This is a genomic window from Serratia sp. KG1D (assembly GCF_037150675.1).
GTDB lineage: Bacteria > Pseudomonadota > Gammaproteobacteria > Enterobacterales > Enterobacteriaceae > Serratia > Serratia nematodiphila.
The window spans coordinates 597,325-623,226 of the sequence record NZ_JBAGIH010000003.1 but is presented as its reverse complement, the minus strand read 5'-3'; the positions used below and the strand labels follow the sequence as shown (position 1 = coordinate 623,226).

Genomic DNA, 25,902 nt, shown 5'->3' with positions numbered 1-25,902 from the left:
CGTTACCAGGTCTTACCGATGTTAAACTGGAACTGTTCGGACTTGTCGCCTTCGTATTTCTTGATCGGGTTGGCGTAAGAGAACACCAATGGCCCCAATGGCGACATCCACTGCAGCGCGATACCGGCGGAAGAACGAATATTGCTGGCCTTGCTGTAGTCCGGCACGCCGTACATCAGCGTTTCGTCGGTATTCTTCCACTTGGTATCCCACACGGTACCGGCATCGATGAACAGCGAGGTCCGCACCGAGTTGGCGTATTTCTCGCTGATGAACGGCGTCGGGGTGATCAGCTCCAGGCTGGCGACCGCCATGGCGTTACCGCCCACCGCGTCATCCGAGCTACAGATGCTCTGACGCGAGGTCGTGCTGCCGGCGTTGAACTGACACTGGTACGAGTTGGAGTTGTAGTACACCGCCTTCGGACCAATGGTGTTGGACTGGAAGCCGCGCACGGTGCTCGAACCACCGGCGTAGAAGTTCTCGTAGAACGGCATTTCCTTGCCGCCCAACCCATCCGCGTACCCCAGACGGCCACGGCCCAACAGCACCCAGGTGCGATCGTCGTTGATCGGCACGTACTGTACGCTGTCCAACGTCACCTTGTAGTATTCGTTGTCCGAGCCCGGAATGGTGACCTTGCCGTTCAACGTGGTGCGGTTACCCGAGGTCGGGAAGTAGCCGCGGTCCAGGTTGTTGTAGGTCCAGCCCAGGTTCAGCGTAAAGTCGTCGGTCGAGTAGCTGGCGCGGTCGGTTTTATTCGCATCCACGCCCATCGAGTCGAGGTAACGCCACATGGCGATCTGCGGCTGCATGTTCGACAGGCCGTTGTGGACGTAGCCCAGGCCGGTACGCAACGAGTTGTTTTCGTTGATCGGGAAGCCCAGCGTGCCGTCGATACCGTAACTCTTGTTGGTATAGTCCGACAGATCCGCGTCATCCGCCTTAAAGTCGTTGTAGAAGATGCGGCCGCCCAGGCTCACACCGTCAACGGTGAAGTACGGGTTGGTGACCGACAGTTCGGTATAGGTCTGATAGTCGTTCTTGGTGCCGCTGATGCCGACCGAGTACCCGGTCCCCAACCAGTTATCCTGCTGCACGCCCGCCTGGAAGCTGACGCCGCTCTCGGTGCCGTAACCGACGCCGAAGTTGAAGGTACCGGTGTTGCGTTCTTTCACCTTGTAGGTCACATCGACCTGATCGGCGGTGCCCGGCACGCGCTGGGTTTCCACGTCAACCGTTTCGAAGTAGCCCAGACGGTTCAGACGCTCTTTGCCCTGCTCGACCTGCTCGTTGCCGAGCCAGGCGCCTTCCATCTGGCGCATTTCGCGACGCAGTACGGAATCCTTGCTGGTGTCGTTGCCTTCGAACTTGATGCGACGCACGTAGAAGCGGTTGCCCGCGTCAACGTTGACGTGCAGTTTGACGGTTTTATCCGCGTCGTTGATCTCAGGCTGAGTGCCAACGCGCGGGTAGGCGTAACCATAACGGCCCAACATCGTTTTGATGTTGTCTTCCATTTTGGTCACCTTGCTGCCGTTGTACAGCTCGCCTGGCTCGATTTTGGTGATCTGAGCGACTTCCGCCGAGTGGCCGGCCAGATTGCCGTTCACGACAACATCGGAAAGCTTGTACTGCTCGCCTTCGGTGATGTTGATGGTGATGTAGATGCCTTTTTTATCCGGCGTCAGGCTCACCTGGGTAGAATCGATGTTGAAGCGAGCATAGCCGCGATCCAGATAGAAGCTGCGCAGGGTTTCGAGATCGCCCGCCAGTTTTTGCTTCTGGTATTTGCGATCGCCGACCAGGTTCCACCATGGCACTTCGTCACGCAGTTGGAAGCGTGAGATCAGTTCGTCGTTGGTGAAGGCATGGTTGCCGACGATGTTGATTTGTTGAATCTTGGCGGAGACCCCTTCCGTGAACACCAGCTTCAGGTCGACACGGTTGCGCGGCAACGGCGTGACTACGGCTTTCACCGAGGCGCTGTATTTACCGACGCTGTAGTAGAAGTCTTCCAGCCCTTTTTCAATGCTGGAGATCGTGGTGCGGTCAAGCGCCTCGCCCACCCGGACGCCGGAGGCTTCCAGGTTCTGCTTGAGCATGTCATCCTTCACCGACTTGTTGCCGGAGAAAGTGATGCTGGCGATGGTAGGACGTTCCTTCACCTGAACGATCAAGGTATTACCATCGCGCAGCACGCGCACGTCCTCGAAGTTGCCGGTGGCAAACAAGGCACGGATGGTATTACTGATGTCATCGTCAGTGACGGTATCGCCGACGCGAACCGGCATGTTGAGTAACGCCGCACCGACGGCGACTCGCTGCAGGCCTTCGAAATGAATGTCTTTCACTACGAACCCGTCTGCACCGTATACGGTGGCGCTGCCAAACAGCAGCGACGCTATGAGCAACTTTTTCATCGCCATCGTTGTTATGCGTTCTTCCTAACCTATCCCCGCCCCTAGAGGCGGGAAAAATCATTGAAAAGTGCAAGACCCATCAACAACACCAGCACGATCGAACCTATGCGGTAGCTGTAGTCCTGTACTCGCTCGGAAACCGGCCCACCCTTCAGCTTTTCTATCGCCAGGAAGAGGAGATGCCCACCATCTAACACCGGTAATGGGAACAGGTTGATGATACCCAGGTTGACGCTAATCAACGCCAGGAACATCAGATAATACACGAACCCGACTCCGGCTGACGCCCCAGCTCCCTGTGCAATCGAGATCGGGCCACTCAGGTTGTTCAGCTTTACATCACCGGTTATTAATTTGCCCAGCATGTTGACCGTCAGCCGCATCAGCTGCCAGGTCTTGTCGCCGGCCTGATACAGCGCCGGGAACGGTCCATACTGGCGAATCGTTTTATACTCGTCCGGCAGCGGCAGCACTTTTGGAATGATGCCTGCAAACCCCACCGATTTGTCTTTTCCCACCGGCTTTGTATCCGGTATCAGCGTCAAAGACAAGGGGGCGCCGTTTCTTTCAATCTCCAAAGCCAGCGGTTGCCCCGGGCCATCGTGGATACGCTTCACCAGCGTCTGCCAACGACCCAACGGCTGACCATCGACTTTAACGATCCTGTCCCCCGCTTGTAAACCCGCCTTTTGCGCCGCCGAGTTAGGCTGCACTTCCGCCAACACGGATTCGATCTGCGGGCCGCGCGGCATAATGCCCAGCGCGACAACGGGATCCTGCTTGTCCGGTTCAAAGTTCCACTGGCGCAAATCCAGGGTTTTGGTCACCACCTGCGAAGAACCGAACGGCGCGACGCCGACTTCGGTTTGCGCATCGCCAATCTTCGCCACCAGCGCCAGACGAACTGACTCCCAATCAGGCGTTTCGATGCCGTCAACCGACTTTAGTTCCATGCCAGACGAAATTTCGGCCTTGGCGGCGATGGATTGCGGCGCGATTTCGCCGATCACCGGGCGGAAACTCGGCACGCCGATGATGAACACCAGCCAATAGGCAAGGATAGCAAACAGGAAGTTGGCGATGGGGCCGGCGCTGATGATGGCCGCGCGCTGCCAGACGGTTTTGTTGTTAAAGGCCTGATGGCGCATTTCCGGCGCCACCGACTCCACGCGCTCGTCCAGCATCTTCACGTAGCCACCGAGCGGAATCAAAGCGATGACGTACTCGGTGCCCTGGCGATCGGTGCGGCGCCACAGCGCCCGGCCGAAGCCGATGGAGAAGCGTTCAACGCGCACGCCGCAACGACGGGCAACCCAAAAGTGTCCGAACTCGTGCACGGTAATCAAAATACCGAGCGCAATCAGAAACGCCACCAGGTTCCAAAGCACGCTGACCATCATCCCTCACTTTCCGTCATTGACGGATTAAAACACCAACAGCATCAGGCAGGCAAACACCGGCACCGCCGCGGTCAGGCTGTCGATACGATCCAGTATGCCGCCGTGGCCAGGAATCAAATGACCGCTGTCCTTGATGCCCGCTTCGCGTTTGAACATGCTTTCGGTCAAATCGCCCAGCACCGAAGCCAGCGCGGCGATCACCGAACAGGCCAACAGCGTGGTCGGCACCACGTTCAGCGGCGCGTAGCGGCCGAACAGCCAAGAAATGACCGCCGATGTCAGCAGCCCGCCGATCAACCCTTCCCAGGTTTTACCCGGCGAGACCTTCGGCGCCAGCTTATGCTTGCCGAACAGCTTGCCGAACATATAGGCACCGGAATCCGCGCCCCACACCAGCAGCATCACGTACAGCAGCCACCAGGCGCCGGTAAACGGGTTTTGCTCATAGCCGAACTGGCGCAGCGCCAGCATGCCCCAGAAGAACGGCACGATGGTCAGCAGGCCAAACAGCAGGCGCAGCGGGCGCGAATTGCGCCAGATGGCGGCCGAGCCGGGGTAAAACAGCACCAGCAGCAGCGCCGCCAGCCACCAGGCCAGCGATAGCCACAGCGAGCCGCTTACCTGCGGCACGGATTGATGGTAGGCGGGAACGCTGAGCATCATCAGCGCCAGCAGAAAACCGCACAGTATCGCCAGCCAGATGCGCTGCGAACGGGAGGTAAAACCGGCCAGTTGGCCCCACTCCCAGGCTGCTAACATGCACACGACGAGCGTTACCAGAGCAAAGGCCAGCGGCGGCAACAGGAACAGCGCCGCGATAACGATCGGGATTAAAATCAGAGCAGTTATGAGGCGATACTTCAGCAAAAGTTCTCCCTAGGACGCATCGGCGCCGATAGGTGTTGTTCCCCCGAAGCGGCGCTCACGTTGTGCAAATGCATTCAGCGCACCTTCAAAGACAAGTTCATCGAAATCAGGCCAGAGCACATCAGTAAAGTAAAGTTCAGCATAGGCGATTTGCCACAGCAGGAAGTTACTGATGCGATGCTCGCCACCGGTGCGGATAACCAGATCCACCGGCGCCAGGTCGCTCATGCAAACCCGTTCGCTCAATAATTCCTCGCTGATCTGATCCGGGTGCAACTCCCCGCCCCGTACCTGCTCGGCCAGTTCCCTTACTCCCTGAATGATATCCCAACGGCCGCCGTAGTTGGCAGCGATATTGAGCGTCAGGCCATCGTTATTTTCCGTCAGTGTTTCAGAGCGGCGGATCCGCTCCTGCAAACGCGCGCTGAACCGGCTGATATCGCCGATTACCCGCAACCTGACGTTATGTTTATGCAGGCTTTTTACTTCACTATCCAAAGCGCGGACAAAAAGCTCCATCAGGGCGGATACTTCCTGCACCGGACGGTTCCAGTTTTCGCTGCTGAAGGCATAAAGCGTGAGTGCATCTAAATGGTGGCTGGCGGCAAAACTGACCGCGCGGCGAACCGATTTCACCCCTGCTTTATGACCGAAGACACGTAACTTGCCCTGACGTTTGGCCCAGCGTCCGTTACCGTCCATGATAATGGCGACATGGCGCGGCCCCGGGGAAGATGGATTAGCCTCTTGTTGGTTTGCGGACGACATAACTCGTACTTATTTCCTCAATAGAAATATAACTGCCTTTCCGGAACATCAGACCCTTACGCGCAAAAAAAGCCGTGTGCCCGACACGGCTTTCAGCCTGCCCTCGCGATACCCGACGCAGCCGGGTCGCCATTGGCGCACAAGGCGCCAATCGAGCCATAATTCAACGGTATAACCGCTGACAGGTGGCGCAGACTATACCACCTCAGCGGGGCATGAACAAACGGCCCCGCGGCGGCACGCGCGAATTACGAGCAAAATCGGATAATCGCCGTGATCAGCCGCACAACGCGCGAACGCGTTCCTCGGCGGCGGCGCGCGCCTGGCGGTCAATGTCTAAGACCGCTTCGATGCAGGTCGGTTCCTGCAGCGCGAGACGCTCCACCACCTGGCGGTTGACCGCCGCAATGTCGGTGAAACGAATCTGCTGCTGCAAAAATGCCGCCACGGCGATTTCATTGGCCGCGTTCAGCGCGGTGGTTGCCGCCTGGCCGGCCTCGAACGCTTCGATCGCCAAATACAGGCAAGGATAACGCTCGCGTTCCGGTTCAGCGAAGGTCAGCGAACCGATGCGGCAGAAGTCCAGCGCTTCCACGCCGGAGTTCACGCGCTGCGGATACGCCATCGCGTGGGCGATCGGCGTGCGCATATCCGGCGTACCCAGCTGCGCCAGCACGCTGCCGTCGGCATAGCGCACCATCGAGTGAATCACCGACTGCGGGTGCAGGATCACTTCCATTTGCTCGGCCGAGGCGTTAAACAGCCAGCGGGCCTCAATGTATTCCAGACCTTTGTTCATCATGGTGGCGGAATCCACCGAGATCTTGCGCCCCATCGACCAGTTCGGGTGGGCGCAGGCTTGATCCGGCGTCATCGCGGCGAACTGTTCCAGCGGCGTGGTGCGGAACGGGCCGCCGGAGCCGGTAAGTACGATGCGCGAAACACCATGACTGTCCAGTGAAGAGTATCCCAACTGGCGCTGAATACTCTCAGGCAAACTCTGAAAAATCGCGTTGTGCTCGCTGTCGAGCGGCAGCAGTTGCGCCTGGCTTTGCCGCACCGCGTCCATAAACAGGCGGCCGCAGGTGACCAGCGACTCTTTGTTGGCCAGCAGCACCTGCTTGCCTGCGCGGATCGCCGCCAGCGTCGGCAACAGCCCCGCAGCGCCAACGATAGCCGCCGTCACTTGATCGACGTCGTCCAAAGCCGCCAGTTCGCAGGCCGCTTGCTCCCCGGCCAATACCTCGGTAGCGACGCCGTTTTCCGCCAGAATGGCGCGCAGCTCGCGGGCGGCGCTTTCATCCGCCATCGCGGCGAAGGCGGGCCGGAATTCGATGCATTGCTGCGCCATAACCGCGACGTTGCGGCCGGCCACCAGCGCTTTGATCGCAAAACGCTCGGGATTCGCCCTGACCACGGCCAGGGTGCTGGTCCCTACCGAGCCGGTCGAGCCAAGAATGGTCAGTTGCTTCATGAGTTCACTCTGAATAACTGTCTGATGAGATCGGAGGTGCTCCAGTGTGGAACCTTGGACAGTGCTTGTCCATGATCTTTCAGTACGATGAAACGGGATCTGCGCCACAAAAAACAAAGCGCCGCCCAGGCGACGCTTTTTTTCTGCGCGATGCTGATTAGAAATCCATCAGCTCTTTTTCTTTCTCCGCCAACGCGGCGTCGACCAGCTTGATGTAAGCGTCGGTCATTTTCTGAATCTCGTCTTGTGAACGACGTTCTTCGTCTTCGCTGATCTCTTTGTCTTTCAGCAGCGCCTTGACCTTGTCGTTGGCGTCGCGACGCACGTTACGCACCGCTACGCGGCCCTGCTCGGCTTCGCCGCGTACGATCTTGATCAGATCCTTACGGCGTTCTTCGGTCAGCGGAGGCAGCGGAACGCGAATGTCAGAACCGGCGGAAGACGGGTTAAGGCCCAGATCGGAGCTCATGATCGCTTTCTCAACGGCCTGGCTCAGGCTGCGGTCGAACACGTTGATTTTCAGCGTGCGGGAGTCTTCCACGGTCACGTTGGCCAGTTGACGCAGCGGCGTAGCGGCACCGTAGTATTCCACCATGATGCCGTCCAGAATGCTTGGCGAAGCGCGGCCGGTGCGGATCTTGCTGATTTGGTTTTTGAATGCTTCTACGCTTTTTTCCATGCGTGAATCAGCATCTTTTCTGATTTCATTAGTCACGTTGCAAACCCTTGGAAGCTGGTTACTTGGCAGGCGATACTCAAGTATAGCCCGTAATCGTACTCGGAGAGCGCGCGGCGCCTGGCGTCACGCGCTCCGAAAAGGGGTGTGAACAGCCTTATTTGCTGATCAGCGTACCTTCGTTCTCACCCATCACCACGCGGCGCAGCGCGCCAGGCTTGTTCATGTTGAACACGCGGATCGGCAGACCGTGATCGCGAGCCAGCGTAAACGCCGCCAGATCCATCACTTTCAGCTCGCGCTCCAGCACGTCCTGATAGGTTAATTGTTCATACAGCGTCGCATCCGGGTTTTTCACCGGATCGGCGGAGTAGACGCCATCCACTTTGGTGGCTTTCAGCACCACGTCCGCTTCGATCTCGATGCCGCGCAGGCAAGCGGCGGAATCGGTGGTGAAGAACGGGTTGCCGGTACCGGCGGAGAAGATCACCACGCGGTTGTTGCGCAGCAGGCTGATCGCCTCTGCCCAGCTGTAATTGTCACACACGCCGTTCAGCGGGATCGCCGACATCAGGCGGGCGTTCACATAGGCACGGTGCAGTGCATCACGCATAGCCAGGCCGTTCATCACGGTAGCCAGCATTCCCATGTGGTCGCCCACTACGCGGTTCATGCCGGCTTGCGCCAGGCCCGCGCCGCGGAACAGGTTCCCGCCGCCAATAACTACACCGACCTGAATTCCCAGTTCGACCAGCTCTTTCACTTCCTGAGCCATGCGATCCAAAACGCTGGCGTCGATACCAAAACCTTCTGCACCTTGCAGGGCTTCGCCACTCAGTTTAAGCAGAATACGCTGATATACGGGTTTTGCATTGGTTGCCATGGTGTTCTGTCCTAAGAAGCAGTATTAGTATTGGGGATTTCAGCCGATGAAACGCGCCTGAGGTGAGTATCACGCTGCAGGGCTTGCCACCGGTGTAATTCTGGCTGGATAGTATGGAACCGCCAGACGGCGGTTCCATCGACAGTCATTAAGACTGTTTGCTCATCGCGGCAACTTCAGCAGCGAAGTCGGTTTCGACTTTCTCGATGCCTTCGCCCACTTCGAAGCGAATGAAGTTGGTCACGTCAGCGTTGTGCTCTTTCAGCACCTGAGCAACGGATTTGCTCGGATCCATAACGAAAGGCTGACCGGTCAGAGAAACTTCGCCGGTGAATTTCTTCATGCGGCCTTCAACCATTTTCTCTGCGATTTCTTTCGGCTTGCCGGACTGCATGGCGATGTCCAGCTGAACCTGGTACTCTTTTTCTACCACTTCAGCAGACACGTCTTCTGGCTTCACGAACTCTGGCTTGCTCGCCGCAATGTGCATTGCGATTTGCTTAACCAGCTCTTCGTCAGCGCCTTTAGCCGCAACCAGAACGCCGATACGCGCGCCGTGCAGGTAGCTGCCCAGCACTTCGCCTTCCAGGGAAGCAACGCGACGAATGTTGATGTTTTCGCCGATTTTTGCCACCAGCGCTACGCGCTCTTCTTCGAACTGCGCTTTCAGCACGTCAACGTCAGTGATTTTGCCAGCAACAGCGGCATCCAGCACTTTGTCGGCGAACGCCTGGAAACCGGCGTCTTTTGCTACGAAGTCAGTCTGGCAGTTAACTTCCAGAATGATGCCGTAGTTGCCTTCGATCTTGGTTTTGATCACGCCGTCAGCAGCCACGTTGCCTGCTTTTTTAGCGGCTTTGATCGCACCGGACTTACGCATGTTTTCGATTGCCAGTTCGATGTCGCCGTTGGATTCAACCAGCGCTTTCTTGCAATCCATCATGCCAGCGCCGGTACGCTCGCGCAGTTCTTTTACCAGGGCAGCGGTAATATCAGCCATTTCTTTTTCCTCGGTTATCTCGCGTGGAGACAGTTCTCATTCAGATAAGCAAAGGGGGCCTTAACAGGCCCCCCTAACCAACATATGTCAATACCTGGTTAATAAGGGCTCAGTGACGAGCTTGCCTTATTATTCAGCTTCTACGAAGCCTTCTTCCGCCTGAACGGCCAGATCTTGAGAACGACCTTCACGCACAGCGGCAGCAACAGCAGTCAGGTACAGGTTTACTGCACGGATTGCGTCGTCGTTACCAGGGATGATGAAGTCAACGCCGTCTGGGTTGGAGTTGGTATCAACGATAGAGAATACCGGGATACCCAGGTTGTTGGCTTCTTTGATCGCGATGTGCTCGTGATCGGCATCGATAACGAACAGTGCGTCTGGCAGACCGCCCATATCTTTGATACCGCCCAGGGAGTTTTCCAGCTTGGCCAGTTCACGAGTGCGCATCAGCGCTTCTTTCTTGGTCAGCTTGTCCAGGGTGCCGTCTTGAGACTGGATTTCCAGATCTTTCAAACGCTTGATGGACTGACGAACGGTTTTCCAGTTAGTCAGCATACCGCCCAACCAGCGGTGGTTCACGAAGAACTGGTCACAGCTGTTCGCAGCGTCTTTTACCGCTTCGCTTGCTGCGCGCTTGGTACCAACGAACAGGATCTTGCCTTTACGGGAAGAGATCTTGGTCAGTTCAGCCAGAGCGGCGTTGAACATTGGTACGGTCTGCTCCAGGTTGATGATGTGAACCTTGTTACGAGCGCCGAAGATGAAAGGCTTCATTTTCGGGTTCCAGTAACGGGTCTGGTGACCAAAGTGAACACCAGCCTTGAGCATGTCGCGCATGGAAACAGTTGCCATGATTAAACCTCTATAGATTAATTGGGGTTATGCCTCCACGTATCCCATAACGCCGACCCTGGCGGCGACAAGTCACCTCAGGGCACCCCGGCGGATGTGCCGATACGTGTGTGTTATTTACACAAAATGAGTGCAGTTAAAGTATTTTCGGCCGATTTCCGCCAGGCCACAAGAACCAAGTCGCGGATCGCCGGCGCGCTTTATACCATAAACCCGCCGCCGACACCAACTTTTGTTGCGTTTCGCCGGGCGTCAGGAAATGAAATTTGGCAGCCCCCGGCCGGGCTGATACCATAAGTCACTGCTTCTTATTGTCGACGATAACGACACCTGCGGACGAATTTCATGGCAATCTCAATTAAAACACCTGATGACATCCAAAAAATGCGCGTGGCCGGCCGCCTGGCCGCCGAAGTGCTGGAGATCATCGAGCCGCACGTCAAACCTGGCGTGACCACCGGCGAACTGGACCGTATCTGTCACGAGTACATCACCAACGAGCAGCAGGCCATCTCCGCCTGCCTCGGCTACCACGGCTTCCCGAAATCCGTGTGCATCTCGGTGAACGAAGTGGTGTGCCACGGCATCCCGAGCGACGACAAAACGCTGAAAGACGGCGACATCGTCAACATCGACGTGACCGTGATTAAAGACGGTTTCCACGGCGACACCTCGAAGATGTTCATCGTCGGCAAACCGACCATTCTGGGGGAGCGCCTGTGCCGCGTCACTCAGGAAAGCCTGTATCTGGCGCTGAAGATGGTCAAGCCGGGCATCCGCCTGCGCACCCTGGGCAAGGCCATCCAGCAATTCGTCGAAGCCGAGAAATTCTCCGTGGTGCGCGAGTACTGCGGCCACGGCATCGGCGAAGTGTTCCATGAAGAGCCGCAGGTGCTGCACTATGACGCGGACGACGGCGGCGTGGTGCTGCAGGCGGGCATGGCGTTCACCATCGAACCGATGGTCAACGCCGGCGACTACCGCATCCGCACCATGAAAGACGGCTGGACGGTAAAAACCAAAGATCGCAGCTTGTCGGCGCAGTATGAGCATACTATTGTGGTCACTGATAACGGCTGCGAGATAATGACGTTGCGCAAGGATGACACCATCCCCAACATCATTACGCACGAGATGTAAGCACTGCGGCGCACGCCGCGTGCAGAATGTCACCAGGCCGGCTTATGCCGGCCTTTTTTATGGGCTGCGCACTATGTCTGACAATCTCCTTCAACCGGCCGTGCCGATGCCGCCCGCCTCTCCCAGCGTCTACGGCGACGACGAGCTCACCTGCCCGCTGCTGAAACAGCGGCTGGAGCAGTTCCAGCTGTGGCTGGCGGCGGCGTTCAACGCCGGATCCAGCGCCGAAAGCCTGGTGGCGGCGCGCAGCGACTTCATCGATCGCCTGCTGCGCCGGCTGTGGACGTTCTACGGCTTTGAAGATATCCCGGAAACCGCGCTGGTGGCGGTCGGCGGCTACGGCCGCGGCGAGCTGCATCCGCTGTCGGATATCGACGTGCTGGTGCTCAGCCAGCGCCGGCTGACGGAGCAACAGTCGCAGCGGGTCGGCGAATTCATCACCCTGCTGTGGGATCTCAAGCTGGAAGTGGGCCACAGCGTGCGCACCCTGGAAGAGTGTCTGCTGGAAGGGCTGGCGGATCTGACCGTGGCCACCAACCTGATCGAATCGCGCATGATCTGCGGCGACGTTGCGCTGTTCCTGCAGATGCAAAAGCATATCTTCAGCGACGGCTTTTGGCCTTCGCCGCAGTTCTTCCACGCCAAGATCAGCGAGCAGCAGGAGCGTCATCAGCGCTACCACGGCACCAGCTATAACCTGGAACCGGATATCAAAAGCAGCCCCGGCGGCCTGCGTGACATCCACACGCTGCTGTGGGTGGCGCGTCGCCACTTCGGCGCCACCTCGCTGGACGAAATGGTCGGCTTCGGTTTCCTCACCCAGGCCGAACGCAACGAGCTGAACGAATGCCAGAGCTTCCTGTGGCGCATCCGTTTCGCGCTGCATCTGGTGCTGCCGCGTTACGACAACCGTCTGCTGTTCGATCGTCAGCTCAGCGTGGCGCAGCTGCTGCGCTATGAAGGCGAAGGCAACGAGCCGGTCGAGCGCATGATGAAAGACTTCTACCGCATGACGCGCCGCGTCAGCGAGTTGAACCACATGCTGCTGCAGCTGTTCGACGAAGCCATCCTGGCGCTGGACGCCACCGAAAAGCCGCGCCCGCTGAACGACGATTTCCAGCTGCGCGGCGATCTGATCGATCTGCGCGATGAAACGCTGTTCATCCGCGAGCCGCAAGCCATCATGCGCATGTTCTACCTGATGGTGCGCAACCGCGAGATCAAAGGCATTTACTCCACCACCGTGCGCCAGCTGCGCCACGCGCGCCGCCACCTGAAACAGCCGCTGTGCACCATCCCGGAAGCGCGCGATCTGTTTATGGCCATCCTGCGCCACCCCGGCGCGGTGTCGCGCGCGCTGGTGCCGATGCACCGTCACAGCGTGCTGTGGGCCTATATGCCGCAGTGGGGCAAGATCGTCGGGCAGATGCAGTTCGACCTGTTCCATGCCTATACCGTCGACGAACACACCATCCGCGTGCTGCAGAAGCTGGAGAGTTTCGCCGAGCCTGAAACCCGGCCGCGCCATCCGCTGTGCGTGGAGCTGTACCCGCGCCTGCCGCACCCGGAACTGCTGCTGCTGGCGGCCTTATTCCACGACATCGCCAAAGGGCGCGGCGGCGATCACTCGATCCTTGGCGCGGAAGACGTGGTGGAGTTCGCCGAACTGCACGGCCTCAACTCGCGCGAAACCCAGCTGGTGGCCTGGCTGGTGCGCTGCCACCTGCTGATGTCGGTCACCGCGCAGCGCCGCGATATTCAGGATCCGACGGTGATCCAGCAGTTCAGCAGCGAAGTGCAGAGCGAAACCCGCCTGCGCTATCTGGTGTGCCTGACGGTGGCGGATATCTGCGCCACCAACGAAACCCTGTGGAACAGCTGGAAGCAGAGCCTGTTGCGCGAGCTGTATTTCGCCACCGAAAAACAGCTGCGCCGCGGCATGCAAAACAGCCCGGATCTGCGCGAACGCGTGCGCCACCATCGCCTGCAGGCGCTGGCGCTGCTGCGCATGGACAACATTGACGAAGAGGCGCTGCACCGCATCTGGAGCCGCTGCCGCGCCGATTACTTCCTGCGCCACTCGCCGAATCAGCTGGCCTGGCATGCCCGCCACCTGCTGGCCCACGACTCCACCCAGCCGCTGGTGCTGGTCAGCCGCCAGGCGACGCGCGGCGGCACCGAGATCTTCATCTGGAGCCCGGATCGCCCTTACCTGTTCGCCGCCGTCGCCGGAGAGATGGATCGCCGCAACCTGAGCGTGCACGACGCGCAGATCTTCACCAACCGCGACGGTATGGCGATGGACACCTTTATCGTGCTGGAGCCGGACGGCAGCCCGCTGGCGCAGGATCGCCACGCGGCGATCCGCCAGGCGCTGTTGCAGGCCATCACCCAGCGGGAGTACCAGCCGCCGCGCGTGCGCCGGCCGTCATCCAAGCTGCGCCACTTCAGCGTGCCGACCGAGGTCACCTTCCTGCCGACCCACACCGATCGCCGCAGCTACCTGGAGCTGACCGCACTCGATCAACCCGGCCTGCTGGCGCGGGTGGGCGAAGTGTTCGCCGATCTGGGGCTGTCGCTGCACGGCGCGCGCATTTCCACCATCGGCGAGCGGGTCGAGGATTTGTTTATCCTGGCCGACGGCGAGCGGCGCGCGCTCGACCAAGAAACGCGCAGAAAGTTGGAGCAACGGTTGACAGAGGCCCTCACCCCAAACGATAAAATGTGATACAAGTAACTTTTTACCGACAACATCAGGAAAGAGAACAGCATGCAGCAATTACAGAACGTTATTGAAAGCGCCTTCGAACGCCGTGCGGACATCACTCCGGCGAACGTAGACACCGTAACGCGCGAAGCGGTAAACCAGGTGATCGGCCTGCTGGACAGCGGCGCCCTGCGCGTCGCCGAGAAGATCGACGGTCAATGGGTCACCCATCAGTGGCTGAAGAAAGCCGTGCTGCTCTCTTTCCGCATCAACGACAACAAGGTGATGGACGGCGCGGAAACCCGCTACTACGACAAAGTGCCGATGAAATTCGCCGACTACGACGAAGCGCGCTTCCAGAAGGAAGGCTTCCGCGTCGTGCCGCCGGCCACCGTGCGCCAGGGCGCGTTCATCGCGCGCAACACCGTGCTGATGCCGTCTTACGTTAACATCGGCGCCTACGTCGACGAAGGCACCATGGTCGACACCTGGGCCACCGTCGGTTCTTGCGCGCAGATCGGCAAAAACGTTCACCTGTCCGGCGGCGTCGGCATCGGCGGCGTGCTGGAGCCGCTGCAGGCCAACCCGACCATCATCGAAGACAACTGCTTTATCGGCGCGCGCTCCGAAGTGGTAGAAGGCGTGATCGTGGAAGAAGGTTCGGTGATTTCAATGGGCGTCTACCTCGGCCAGAGCACCCGCATCTATGACCGCGAGACCGGCGAAATCCATTACGGCCGCGTGCCGGCGGGTTCAGTGGTGGTTTCCGGCAACCTGCCGTCGAAAGACGGTTCTTACAGCCTGTACTGCGCGGTGATCGTCAAGAAGGTCGACGCCAAAACGCGCGGTAAAGTCGGCATTAATGAGTTATTGCGCACTATCGACTAAATTGAAATAGCGGGTGATTCACCCGCTATTTTTTTGTCTGCGTTTCGCTGGCAGTCACAGTCGCAGATCTCGCTTTCCGCCATAATCGCAGTCGTGGAATATAACGATCACATCTAAAGAGGGCGCAGTATGTACGATAACTTGAAGAGTTTGGGCATCAATCAACCGGAAGACGTCGATCGCTATAGCCTGCGTCAAGAGGCGAACAACGACATCCTCAAGATCTATTTCCGCAAGGACAAGGGCGAGTTCTTCGCCAAGAGCGTGAAGTTCAAGTATCCGCGCCAGCGTAAAACCGTGGTGGCGGACAACGCCGGCCAGGGCTACAAGGAAATTCACGAGATCAACCCGAACCTGCGTTACGTGATCGACGAGCTGGATCAGCTGTGCCAGCGCGATCAGGTGGAAGTGGATCTGAAGCGTAAAATCCTCGACGACCTGCGCCATCTCGAAGGCGTAGTGTCGCACAAGATTGCCGAGATCGAAGCCGATCTGGAAAAACTCACCCGCGGCAAATAATGCGGATCGGTTGACCCGCATCATCGCCAAGGCGCCCTTTTGCGGCGCCTTTTTACTTTACGATTGCAGCAGCGTGCCCCACTGCTCGACCCACGGGCAGGCGGCCACTTCCGGTTCCGGCTGTTCCATCGCATCGATCTCCAGCACTTCGCCAACGCGGGTGGCGCCCTGCTCCTGCAGCAGCGCGTCGAACGCGCGCCCGGCGCCGCAGAAGTTGTCATAGCTGCTGTCGCCGAGGGCGATCAGCCCATAGCGCAGCTCCGGCTGATAGCCAACCTGATCGCGGATAGCGTGGAACAGCGGCGCGATGCTGTCCGGCAGATCGCCCTGCCCGGTGGTGGAGGTGATCACCAGCGCGTAGTGCTGACGATAATACTGCCAGGCCTCCAGCGTGCCCTCTTCGAACAGTTTGACCTCATGGCCCTGCTCGCTGAGGATATTTTGCGCCTCTTCCGCCACCAGCAGCGAATTGCCGTAGACCGTTCCCACGAAGATACCAACCTGAGCCATGGCTCCTACTCCCTTCATTACCTTTAAAAATTGTCAGCTATCCTGACCGTTAGCCGCGCTAAACTCAACCCCGGCAAGTTCAGGGAATACCCCCGCCCAGCCGAACTGCGCCATCACCCCTTGCCAGGCTTCGTCCCAGCGCGCCGTCACCTGCAGCGGCTCGCCGGTCACCGGGTGCGTCAGCTGCAGATGGCTGGCGTGCAGCATCAGGCGCGGGCAGCCGAAATGCTGCGCCATCCCGCGGTTCTGCCGCAGATCGCCGTGCTTACTGTCGCCGATGATCGGATGGCGCAGGTGCGCCATATGGCGCCGCAGCTGATGTTTGCGGCCGGTTTCCGGCTGCAGTTCCACCAGGCTGTACCGTGCGCTGTCGTAGCGGCCGACGGCCACCGGCATCTCCACCTGCGCCAACGGCCGGTAATGCGTTACCGCCGGCTGCGGCCCCTTATCGGCATCGGCATGTTTATCGGCGATTTTGTCCAGCTCCGCCGTCAGCGGATAATCGAGGGTCGCCCCCTCCTGCACGTAACCCCGCACCACCGCATGGTAGGTTTTCTGCACCTGATGTTGTTCGAACTGCTGCGACAGCAGGCGCGCCACCTCGCTGGACAGCGCCATCAGCAGCACGCCGGAGGTCGGACGATCGAGACGGTGCACAGTAAAAACGTGCTGCCCGAGCTGATCGCGCACCGTCTGCATCATAAAGCGGGTTTCATGACGATCCAGCCAACTGCGGTGCACCAACCAACCCGACGGCTTGTTCACCGCCACCAGGTGTTCATCCTGATACAAAATCTCAATCACATCACGTTCCCAGGTCAATAGCCGTTTCGGGCGCGAGTATAACAGGCATGAGACGCAACGCTAGTTCACCCATTCGATGGTCACCAGCCGCGTATCGGCGCGGCCGCGCTCGTCCACCGCCCGAATGCGGTAGCGCCCGTTGTCGATAGGCCGCCAGTCGATCGGCTTTTTGCTGGCGCTGCTGCCGAGATAGATATCGTCGACGAACCAGTACACCGTCTTGCTGTCGGCGTCCGTCACCGCATTGAAGGCGATTTTGTCCCGTCCCTGCTGCGACTGGCGCAGGGTATAGGTGGTGTTTTTCAGCGGTGAAGTGATGCGCGGCGCGCTGCCGCCGACGGCGATGCCGTTGTCCTTGCAGCGATTGATCGGCGGCGCCCGCTTCGGCAACCCGGCCTGAGCGAACACATTGGCCAGATCGGAAGGCCAGAACTCAAAGATTTCGGTGCGGGTCTGCGCCGCATCATACGGCGGGCAAACGACCTCACCGCTGTGAATATCCAGCACCACCGGCCGGTAAACGCTGTCGACCTTGATCGGCGACTTGCCGGGAATGAACCAGGTCTTGCCCTTTTGCTGGCACCACGGCGTCGGCAGATCGCCGCTGGCGAGACAAATGTCCACCCGCCGCAGCCGTTTGGGGAACGGGTGCTTCGGTTCTCGCAGGCCGGGATAGCTGGCGTTGACGCTGTCGATGATGTTGAAGAACAGCGGCGCGGCCGCCTCGGCGCCGACCAACGCATTGTTGCCGCGCCCGTCGAAGTTGCCTTCCCACACCACCAGCACATAAGGGCCGAAAATCCCGACGCTCCAGGCGTCGCGAAAGCCCCATGAGGTGCCGGTCTTCCAGTACACCGGCAGCGACGAAGAACGCTGCGCCAGCGTATCGCCCGGCCGCCGGTGCTGGCGCAGCATATCCAGCGTGATGAAACTGGCCTCCTCGCTCAGCAGCCGTACCGGCGTCGATTCGGCCTGGTTCAGCTGCATGCGAAGCGGCCGCAGCTCGCCGCGGTTCGCCAGCAGCGCATACAGCTTCGCCAATTCCTGCGCCGTTACCTCGCCGCCGCCCAACACCAGCGACAGTCCGTAGTGGCTCTCGTTGGCCATATTGGCGACGCCGGTCAGGCGCAAGAACTGATAAAAGGTTGGCTGACGCAGCTGCGAGGCGACATAGACCGCCGGAATATTGCGGCTGAAATTTAACGCGTCGGTGGCGGTCACCGGGCCGAGAAAGCGCCGATCGAAGTTTTCCGGCGCATAGGCGCCGAACGACGAAGGCACGTCTTTAAGAATGGTCATCGGATGCAGCACGCCCTGCTCCATGCCCAGCGCGTAGATGAACGGCTTCAGCGTCGATCCCGGCGAACGCTTGGCGTTGGTGCCGTTCACCTGCCCCTGAATCGGACGGCTGTAATAGTCCGCCGATCCCACCAGCGCGCGCACCCCCATATCGCGGCTGTCCACCAGCAGCACCGCGGCGTTTTGGATGCCGCGGCTGCGGTTGCGGGCGATAAAGGCGTTGACCTGTCGTTCGACCAGCCGCTGCAGCCCGGCGTCCAGCGTGGTGTCGACGCGGGTATCGCGCTGCACCAGTTGCTGCGTCTGCAGGCGCAGCTGTTCGATAAAGTGCGGCGCGATATAGGGCACTTGTTCAGGCTGCCGCAGCGCCAACGGCAGACGAAACAGCGTCTGCTGGCTGGCGTCGGTGGGGTAAACCTGTTGCCAGCGCAGGAACAGACGGTTGCGCGCCTGCGTCAATGCGGCGCCGAGCACGCCGGTTTTCGGCTCCAGACGGTAGCTGGGCGACTGCGGCAACACCGCCAGCGTCAGCGCCTCCGGCAGGGTCAAATCCTTCGGCGACTTGGCGAAATAGATCAGGCTGGCGGCGCCGATGCTTTCAATGTTGCGGCCGTAGGGCGCGTAATTCAGATAGGCTTCCAGGATATCGCGCTTGGAGTAGCTCAGTTCCAGCTGCACCGCGCGCAGCACCTGTAACACCTTGCCGCCCGGCGTGCGGGTATTGAGATGCCAGCGCATGCGCGCCAGCTGCATGCTGATGGTCGATCCGCCCTGCATTTTGCCGCCGGCGACATAGCTGCGCCAGAAACCGCGCATCAGGCTGACGGGGTTAAAACCGGGGTTATAGTAGAACCAGCGGTCTTCGTGCAGCAGCAACCCGCGCACCGCCAGCGGCGACACTTGCTCCAGCGGGGTCCACAGCCGGTAGCGATCGTCGTTGGCCAGCGTAATGCGCAGCAGCGCGCCGTGCCTGTCGTAATAAACGGAAGACTGCGGCAGCCCCTGCCACAAGGGCGGATGCGGCCACAGCCGAATCGCGGCCAACAGCAGCGCCAGTAAAAACACCGCCATCAAACCGTTTTGCAGCACGCGCCCGGTCAGGATCTTCATACGTTCTCAGCATTCCGGCGCCAGACGCTGGCCTGGCGCCGGATATGGTCTAGTCGTTGCCCGCCGGCACCACCGCCAGCTTGCCGCCGCCGACCGACATGGCCTGCACTTCACGGTCGTACATGGCTTCGCCGTAGGCCGGTGGAATAATAAAGCTGCCGGTATTGGTGGCCTTGATTTGATAAACGAACTCCTGCACTTCGGTGCCAGCGCTACCGTAGATGATCACCCGATCTTCACGGATATCGCTGTAGTCCGGCGCCCAGGTTGAGCCGGAGGCGGCCAGCGGCGACTGCCAGCCGCCGCGCTCGTCGCTCTCCTCGCCGGCGTCGGCCGGCTCCGGCGGCGTCTGCTGCACCACTTCGAACCCGCCCGGCAGCAGATCGACGATCGCCAGGTTGCTCTGCCCCTCTTTCGAGTTGGCGCGCACCTTCAGATGGACGTTGATCTTCTGCCCCAGCGTCACCTGCGTGACCGGCTTGCCCTGTTCGTCGGTGTAATCGCGGACGATCTCAATTCCGCGCGACAGCGCTTTTTGCGGCGCATTCAGATCGTAACCGGCCTGCGTCACCACATACCAGGCCGGCGCGCTGCCGCCGTTGGTGAAGCGCACCGCGGTGGCATCGGCGTTAAACTGCCCCTGCACGAACAACCCTTGCAGCTCGCTGATGCGCTGCGGGTCGCCGTCGCTTTTGCCCACCTGCACGATGCCTAACGCGTCCGCATTGGCGGATTGCGCCGCCACCTGGGCCGAATAGCTTTCCAGCGCCAGGATGCTCATTGCAGAGGAGTAGGTGGTGTAACGCTCTTCTTTCAGTGCCTTGACCATATTCTCCAGCACCTGCGGCGGAATCGACGCCACCTTCTCCGGGAAGTGACGGGTAATCAAATACAGCCGCGTCGCATCCTGCACCAGCGGATCGAAATAGTTCTGCGTCCACCAGGCGCTGTCATACGCCTTGCTCAGTTGCTGCCAGCTCGGTTGCAGCAGCGCGGCGGCTTCGTCGTCCATCTTCAACAGGCGATAGGAAGAGGCCAGATACAGCGCGCTCAGATCGGTTTTCCACCCCTCGCCATAGCGTTTTTGCAGCGTATCCTGCACCGCCGCCAGCGAGTTGGTGGTCACTTCGCCCTGCAGCGTCAGCAGGTAAGCCGCCCAGCTGCGCAGGCGCAGCAGATACAGATCGTCGAATCCGCTGGCCGCCAGCTCGCGCAATGCGCCGTTGGCCTCGTCCAGCATGCCTTCCGGCAGGGCGTAGCCCGCCGCTTTGGCTTCGAGCAGATACTGCACCACATAAGGCGTGACGAAAGGATCGGCATCCGGCGACGAACGCCAGGCGCCGATCGCCCCGCTGTCGTTCTGACGGGCGCGCAGCACGCCCAGCAGATTGCGCAGCTGCTTGCTGACTTCCGCCTGGCTCAGGCTGCTTTTCATCTCCGGATGACGGCTCTGCAGCATCAGCGGAATGGAGCGGCTGACGATCTGCTCGGAACAGTAATACGGGTAATCCGCCAGGTATTGCGCCAGCCCGCTGGTCAGCACCAACGGCGAATTCGACACCGCCGCCCGGCGTTGCGCGAAAGCGTCGAACATCTGGCGCAGACCGTCGACGTTTTGGCTGCCGCCGCTCATGCGCCCCATCACCGACTGGGTGCGGTACGGCGCCGCCGGCCGCACCGAGGTGCTGACGGTGCGGCGGCTGGCCTGGTCGCCGTAACGGGCGTCGAACACCAGCGGCGCATCGCCCAGCACGGCTTTGGCGCGCAGGCGGAAGGTGATAACGCCTTCGCGTTTTTCCGCCAGCGTCAGGCTTTGCGTCGCGTTGCCCACCACCTCCAACTGCGGCGGCGGCGTCAGCAGGACGTTGATGGCCACCGACAGGCCGTTCAGCCCTTCGAGGTTGTTGCTGACGCCCACGCTGACGTCGAACTCATCGCCCGGCGCCACCATCGCCGGCACGTTCGGCGTCATGATAAAGCTGTCGCGCACCGTGGCGGCGGTTTGCGCCTTGCCGATTTTTTCCGGCGTCACCGAAATCGCCATGACGCGGATCTTGCCGTTGAAGTAATCCGGCACCGGGTAGACGAACTGTTTCTCGCCGCTGACTTCGGTAATGCCGGACCAATAGGCCACCGGCTTGTCGCGCTTGCGTTTGAACGGGTTGAGGTTGAGATCCAGCCCTTCGCCCGCATCGCCGCCCGGCGCCGCGGTCAGCGCCATCAGCTTGCTGAATTCCGGCAGGATCAGATCGAGGATCTGCGAGCTGCTCACGTTCAGTTCGCGCTTGCTGAAGAAGAACTCCAGCGGATCCTTCAGGCGGTAACGCGCCACCTGCAGAATGCCCTCATCGACGGCGAACAGCGCCACCTGCTGCGGCGCATCGGTCTTGACCGTCATCGTCAGATTTTCACCCGGCTTGATGATCTCCGGCGCTGTCACCTCGAGGCTGTTTTGGCGCGCCTGGGTGCTGATCTTGAACGGCATCACGCCGTAGCTCAGCGGGCTCATGAAGATCTCGCTGGAGTTGATGTCGCGCACGAACTGCACGTTGATGTAGCCGTTGCCCTCCATGCCGGCTGGCACGCGGATCGTCTGCACCGAGCTGGTGGTATCGGTGTGGAACCACTGCCAGGCGTAAACCTTGTCCTTTTCAATGGTGATCAAGCCGCTGCCGGTATAAGGCGCGTTGATCGCCACCTCGATCTCTTCGCCGGGCAGGTATTCCGCGTGGTTGAGTTTCAGCTTCAGTTCGGCATTGCGATCCAGCGAACGGCTCAGGTTGGCGTTGCCGGCCACGCTGTAGGCGACGCGATTGAGCGTCTTGCCCTGCGCATCTTCAATCACCAGCACGAAGTCGCCAGGCTTATCGGTCGCCAGCCTCAGATCCGCGCCCTGCTCGCTCAGCGCCAGCGGCTGTTCCGACAGCTGCACTTCCTTCATCTTCGACTGGTATTTGTAAACGCCCGAATCCTGTTTGGTCAGCACCGAAATGTATTTCTGCTCGATCAACACCTGCTTCAGGTTCGGCATGGCGATCTGTTTCAGGGCCGGATCGATGGCGATCACGTTCAGATGCCGCTCCGCGTCGCGGTTGATGTAGCCCAGATCGCCGTCGGCCTTCACGCCGATCAGGTAATCGTAAGGGGAAACCAGCGTGCGGGCGGTAGCCGCCACCGAGCGCCCGCCGCCGGCGACGAACGCCTCCGACAGCAATTGCAGCTGATAGGTGGCGTCGGCGTAGGATTTCAGATCGAGCGGAATATCGGCCGCGCCGTGCTCATCGGTGGTGCGATCTTCCAGCTCGGTCTCGAACCCGTCGCTGTTTTGTCGGTTTTCATAGAACGCATAATCCGGGAAGCGATCGAAGCTCGGATACATCGGCCGCAGCGTCAGCCTGGAGGTCACGCGGCGATCCTGCGCCGGGGTGCCGAACAGGTTCTGCACATCGATGCTGGCCTTCAGCTCGGACGGTTTTACCCAGCCTTGCTGGCGGTCCGGCGTCAACGCCAGCTTCACTTTCAGCTGATCCGGTTCGAACTCCTTCACATTGACTGCGGTATGGCCGAGCAGCGTGGAGGTGTCGTTGTTTTTGCCGATCAGATACAGATAGACGTTCCACTCGCCGGTAGGCGAATTTTCATCGGTGGTATAGCTCAGCTCGTTGAAACCGCTGGCGCCCAGCGTCAGCGGCACGGTGGACATCAGCTTGTCGCGCGGATCGCGGATTTCGGCGCGCACCGGCACGCCGGCCAGGCCAACGCCCCAGTCGGCGGCGCGGGTGATCAGGCCGATGTTAAAGGTATCCCCCGGCCGATAAACGCCGCGATCGGAGAACAGGTAGCTGCTGAGCGTGCGCGGATCGGTCGGCGTTTGTTCACCGGCAACGTCGAAGCGCGAGAAATCCAGCCCGCGATCGTTATAGCTGCCGGTTGGCAGGAAGGAGACATCCCCTTCTTTCTCCACCAGGAACATCACCGGCTGGCGCTCGTTGGTGTAGACATCCAGCGCCGGGAAACGCACGTGACCATCGGCGCCGGTGGTTTGGCTGAGCAGCGTCACGCCGTTTTTGGCCACCACCGACACGGTGGCGCCGCTGACCGGCGCGCCGCTTTGGATCGACTGCACAAAGACGTCGCGCGTCTTGTCCTGCGAGCTCTTGGCGACGATGCCCAGATCGGTCACCACCACAAAGCGCGAATCGCCGACGTCGGGCTGTTCTTCCCCTTCGCTCTCGTCCTGTTCCTGATCCTGCTCGGCGCCCGCCTCTTCCGCCGCCGGTTTTCGGTTCGGCTGCCATTCAGACAGCGTCAGCAGGAACACCCCGCGATGGGAACTGGCGTTGGTGGAGAGATAGCGGGAAAGATCGATGCCCTGATAGTTCACTTCCCCCGGCCGCTCGTTGTTGAGCGCCGTCTGGTATTTGAAATGCTCGGTGAAATATTCGTCGTTGAGCCGGTTAAATTCCGTGGAGGAGTATTCCCGGCTTTTGAAGGAGACGATGTGCTGCAGCTGGCTCGGGATCACCCGCTTGATGTCCAGCCGCAGGCCCGCCACGTTGCGCGCCGCCACGCTGATCTGCTTGTCGCCGTTGACCGACAGCAGGGAGCCCTGCGACATGAACTGCAGCGATTTCGGGAACTCCGGCACTTCGACCACGCGGTAAACCTTCTTCGGCATTTTGTAACCGCCGGCGGAAACCAGCTGGTTATCGATCTCGAGCAGCACAAAGCGGTGCGCCGGGGCGTCGAAACGGAAGCTGAACTGCGGTTGGTAAGCCTCTTCCGCCTCGTTAAGCGTCAACGGCAGCGGCGTCGCCTGCGCCAGCACGTTTTTACCGACGCTGTCGACCGTCCATTGATAGAAATCGTCGGCATCGTCGGCGGCCTCGGCATCGCTCGGATCGTGCTGCGGCAGCAGCCAGGCTTTCGCGGCCCGCGCCAGCTCTTTATCCTTCACCGCATCGCTGAAACCGACCACCAGGGCACGCTGCCCTTGGCCGCCGTCGGTATCCACCACCTGGGCGCTGGCGTCGCTCAGCGCCAGGCTGTACAGCGTCGGTACTTTGACCCAGTTGCTTTTCGCCTCTTCGACCGCATTGCCGGCCGCCGTCGATTTAACGCCCTTGCCGACGGTCAGATGCACTGCCCCGCCCTGATCCAGCGCCTGCAGCGGCTCGGAATGCACCCAGGCGTTCAGTTTTTTCTCGTCATAGACCAGAGAGAAATTCAGCTTTTTCTCGGAGGTGGCGCTGCCTTCTTTCAATCCCAGCGAAATCTGTTTTTCAAAGCTGCCGACGTCAACCGGCGCGTTGAACTGCAAATTGAAGATCGCGCTGCGTTTTTGCGCATTTTGCGGATCGCGGTAATACTCGGCCTGCCCCAGGCGGTAATCGAACGCGGGCACGGTGAAGGCATAACGGGTTTTGACTAGCTTGACCTGCGGCGCCAGCAAGGTGGCGGGTTCAAGGGTCACCTCATATTTCGCGCCCATCGGCAGCGGCTTTTTCGCCGTGAACACCAGTGTCGACTCATTGCTCCATGCCCACTGCCCTTCCGCCGACGGTTTCAGAGTGATGCCGGCGCTCACGGTTTTGCCCGCCGCGGTTATCGGCGCAGCCGAGCCGCTGAAGGTCAGGCTCACCGTTTGCGGCGCCTGCCGGGCGGCGGCGTAGTCTATCGGCTCGGGGTTGGACAACTCGGCGTTGATCTCCTGAACCACCATCGGCGCAGGTTCAATCGGTTGGGGCCGGTTTTGCCACCAGTGCCAACCGTAAAATGCGCCGCCCGCAACGCCTGCCAGCAGCAGCAGGCTCAGACCGACCGCTTTCGGGTGTTTATCCACGCCGCTTTCCAGCCGCAAAAAACCGCGCGGCAGCGCAGCCCACCAGGCCGGCGCACGCCAGCTGAGGTTGCCGACCAGCGGTCTCAGCAACCGCCCCAACAGCGACAACGCCCCGCCCAGCAGGCGACAAACGCCCTTAACCAGGGTAAAAGGCAAACGCAGGATAAACCTTAATAAATCCATTATTGCAGCACCTCATCATCCTAATGCAGCTCCCGGTCAACCGCCGCGGTTAAACCGAGCCGAAAGACGCCGTCGGCTCTCCTGCCCGGCATCCGCGCGAGTACTCTACACTGCCGGGCGGCAAAAATCTGCGCGCCGCCGGCGCATTAAGGCTCTTTATTCAACATCAAATCCAGCTGTTGCAGCAGCACCAGCAGCGGCAGACTGCTCGGTTCACGATCTTTCAACGCCTCTTCGAAATAAGGCGTGATGGCGAAGCGCGTCGGCAACGGCGCCTCGGCGTCCAACAACGCATACATGCGCGGCAAGAACACCCACTGCAGCCAGGCTTCGGCCGACATGCTGTCGATGCAGAACGGCTCGGTGCTGGAGAAAGCCTCATGCTCAGGGGGCGTGGCCTGCCACAGCGCCAGATCGCGCATGGATTGTTCAATCGCCTGCAAACTGCGGCGCACCTGGTTATGTATACTCATCTGCATTCCCGATCTCTTTTCATCATGGTATTCAGCGCTCTGGCTGAAAGGCGGCAAAGCATAGCATTTTTATAGCCCAAA

Annotated in this window: 18 protein-coding genes; 4 read left to right on the top strand and 14 right to left on the bottom strand. The window is 60.1% G+C overall.

What is annotated here, in order from left to right; genetic code table 11:
• Positions 1-2: 2 nt before the first annotated feature.
• The 9 genes from bamA to rpsB all read right to left on the bottom strand — a co-directional run bounded on the left by bamA (position 3) and on the right by rpsB (position 10,346).
• The gene (gene bamA, locus WFM45_RS17975) at positions 3-2,429 is read right to left on the bottom strand and encodes an outer membrane protein assembly factor BamA (protein WP_004931955.1); all 2,427 of its coding nucleotides are present in this window, start codon (positions 2,427-2,429) and stop codon (positions 3-5) included.
• Positions 2,430-2,464: 35 nt separating this feature from the next.
• Positions 2,465-3,820 (bottom strand): sigma E protease regulator RseP, encoded by a 1,356-nt coding sequence (gene rseP, locus WFM45_RS17970; RefSeq protein WP_004931952.1) that lies wholly within the window; start codon positions 3,818-3,820, stop codon positions 2,465-2,467.
• Between the two features lie 27 nt (positions 3,821-3,847).
• Positions 3,848-4,690 carry a phosphatidate cytidylyltransferase gene (gene cdsA / locus WFM45_RS17965; protein WP_004931949.1) on the bottom strand — a complete coding sequence of 281 codons (843 nt, stop codon included), beginning with the start codon at positions 4,688-4,690 and terminating at the stop codon, positions 3,848-3,850.
• Positions 4,691-4,699: 9 nt separating this feature from the next.
• On the bottom strand, positions 4,700-5,458 hold the full coding sequence (ispU, locus tag WFM45_RS17960; protein ID WP_033632249.1) for a (2E,6E)-farnesyl-diphosphate-specific ditrans,polycis-undecaprenyl-diphosphate synthase: 759 nt from the start codon (positions 5,456-5,458) through the stop codon (positions 4,700-4,702).
• A 277-nt stretch (positions 5,459-5,735) separates the two neighbouring features.
• Positions 5,736-6,932, bottom strand: coding sequence for a 1-deoxy-D-xylulose-5-phosphate reductoisomerase (gene ispC / locus WFM45_RS17955; protein WP_082997401.1), 1,197 nt, complete (start codon positions 6,930-6,932; stop codon positions 5,736-5,738).
• A gap of 157 nt (positions 6,933-7,089) precedes the next feature.
• Positions 7,090-7,647, bottom strand: a complete 558-nt coding sequence (gene frr / locus WFM45_RS17950; protein ID WP_004931943.1) for a ribosome recycling factor — start codon at positions 7,645-7,647, stop codon at positions 7,090-7,092.
• A gap of 118 nt (positions 7,648-7,765) precedes the next feature.
• On the bottom strand, positions 7,766-8,491 hold the full coding sequence (pyrH, locus tag WFM45_RS17945) for a UMP kinase (RefSeq protein WP_004931940.1): 726 nt from the start codon (positions 8,489-8,491) through the stop codon (positions 7,766-7,768).
• A 148-nt stretch (positions 8,492-8,639) separates the two neighbouring features.
• Positions 8,640-9,491, bottom strand: a complete 852-nt coding sequence (tsf, locus tag WFM45_RS17940; RefSeq protein ID WP_033632247.1) for a translation elongation factor Ts — start codon at positions 9,489-9,491, stop codon at positions 8,640-8,642.
• A gap of 129 nt (positions 9,492-9,620) precedes the next feature.
• On the bottom strand, positions 9,621-10,346 hold the full coding sequence (gene rpsB, locus WFM45_RS17935) for a 30S ribosomal protein S2 (RefSeq protein ID WP_004931937.1): 726 nt from the start codon (positions 10,344-10,346) through the stop codon (positions 9,621-9,623).
• 345 nt (positions 10,347-10,691) lie between these two features.
• Here rpsB and map point away from each other — a divergent pair, with 345 nt between their 5' ends.
• From map to WFM45_RS17915, 4 genes are all read left to right on the top strand, one after another.
• The gene (gene map, locus WFM45_RS17930) at positions 10,692-11,486 is read left to right on the top strand and encodes a type I methionyl aminopeptidase (RefSeq protein ID WP_004931936.1); all 795 of its coding nucleotides are present in this window, start codon (positions 10,692-10,694) and stop codon (positions 11,484-11,486) included.
• A 73-nt stretch (positions 11,487-11,559) separates the two neighbouring features.
• Positions 11,560-14,214: a bifunctional uridylyltransferase/uridylyl-removing protein GlnD gene (gene glnD, locus WFM45_RS17925; protein WP_085337214.1), complete on the top strand. Its 2,655-nt coding sequence runs from the start codon at positions 11,560-11,562 to the stop codon at positions 14,212-14,214.
• Between the two features lie 42 nt (positions 14,215-14,256).
• Positions 14,257-15,081 carry a 2,3,4,5-tetrahydropyridine-2,6-dicarboxylate N-succinyltransferase gene (dapD, locus tag WFM45_RS17920; protein WP_004931932.1) on the top strand — a complete coding sequence of 275 codons (825 nt, stop codon included), beginning with the start codon at positions 14,257-14,259 and terminating at the stop codon, positions 15,079-15,081.
• Between the two features lie 129 nt (positions 15,082-15,210).
• A complete protein-coding gene (locus WFM45_RS17915; RefSeq protein ID WP_004931929.1) occupies positions 15,211-15,600 on the top strand; it encodes a DUF3461 family protein in 390 nt (129 codons plus the stop codon).
• Positions 15,601-15,657: 57 nt separating this feature from the next.
• Here the strand turns inward: WFM45_RS17915 and WFM45_RS17910 are convergent, their stop codons facing one another.
• From WFM45_RS17910 to WFM45_RS17890, 5 genes are all read right to left on the bottom strand, one after another.
• Positions 15,658-16,110 (bottom strand): flavodoxin, encoded by a 453-nt coding sequence (locus tag WFM45_RS17910; RefSeq protein WP_016929894.1) that lies wholly within the window; start codon positions 16,108-16,110, stop codon positions 15,658-15,660.
• Positions 16,111-16,143: 33 nt separating this feature from the next.
• Positions 16,144-16,914: a tRNA pseudouridine(65) synthase TruC gene (truC, locus tag WFM45_RS17905; RefSeq protein WP_033633590.1), complete on the bottom strand. Its 771-nt coding sequence runs from the start codon at positions 16,912-16,914 to the stop codon at positions 16,144-16,146.
• A gap of 60 nt (positions 16,915-16,974) precedes the next feature.
• Positions 16,975-19,323 carry a penicillin-binding protein 1C gene (gene pbpC / locus WFM45_RS17900; RefSeq protein WP_336956649.1) on the bottom strand — a complete coding sequence of 783 codons (2,349 nt, stop codon included), beginning with the start codon at positions 19,321-19,323 and terminating at the stop codon, positions 16,975-16,977.
• 49 nt (positions 19,324-19,372) lie between these two features.
• A complete protein-coding gene (locus tag WFM45_RS17895) occupies positions 19,373-25,348 on the bottom strand; it encodes an alpha-2-macroglobulin family protein (protein ID WP_336956647.1) in 5,976 nt (1,991 codons plus the stop codon).
• Between the two features lie 146 nt (positions 25,349-25,494).
• Positions 25,495-25,821, bottom strand: a complete 327-nt coding sequence (locus tag WFM45_RS17890; protein ID WP_336956645.1) for a YqcC family protein — start codon at positions 25,819-25,821, stop codon at positions 25,495-25,497.
• Positions 25,822-25,902: the final 81 nt, after the last annotated feature.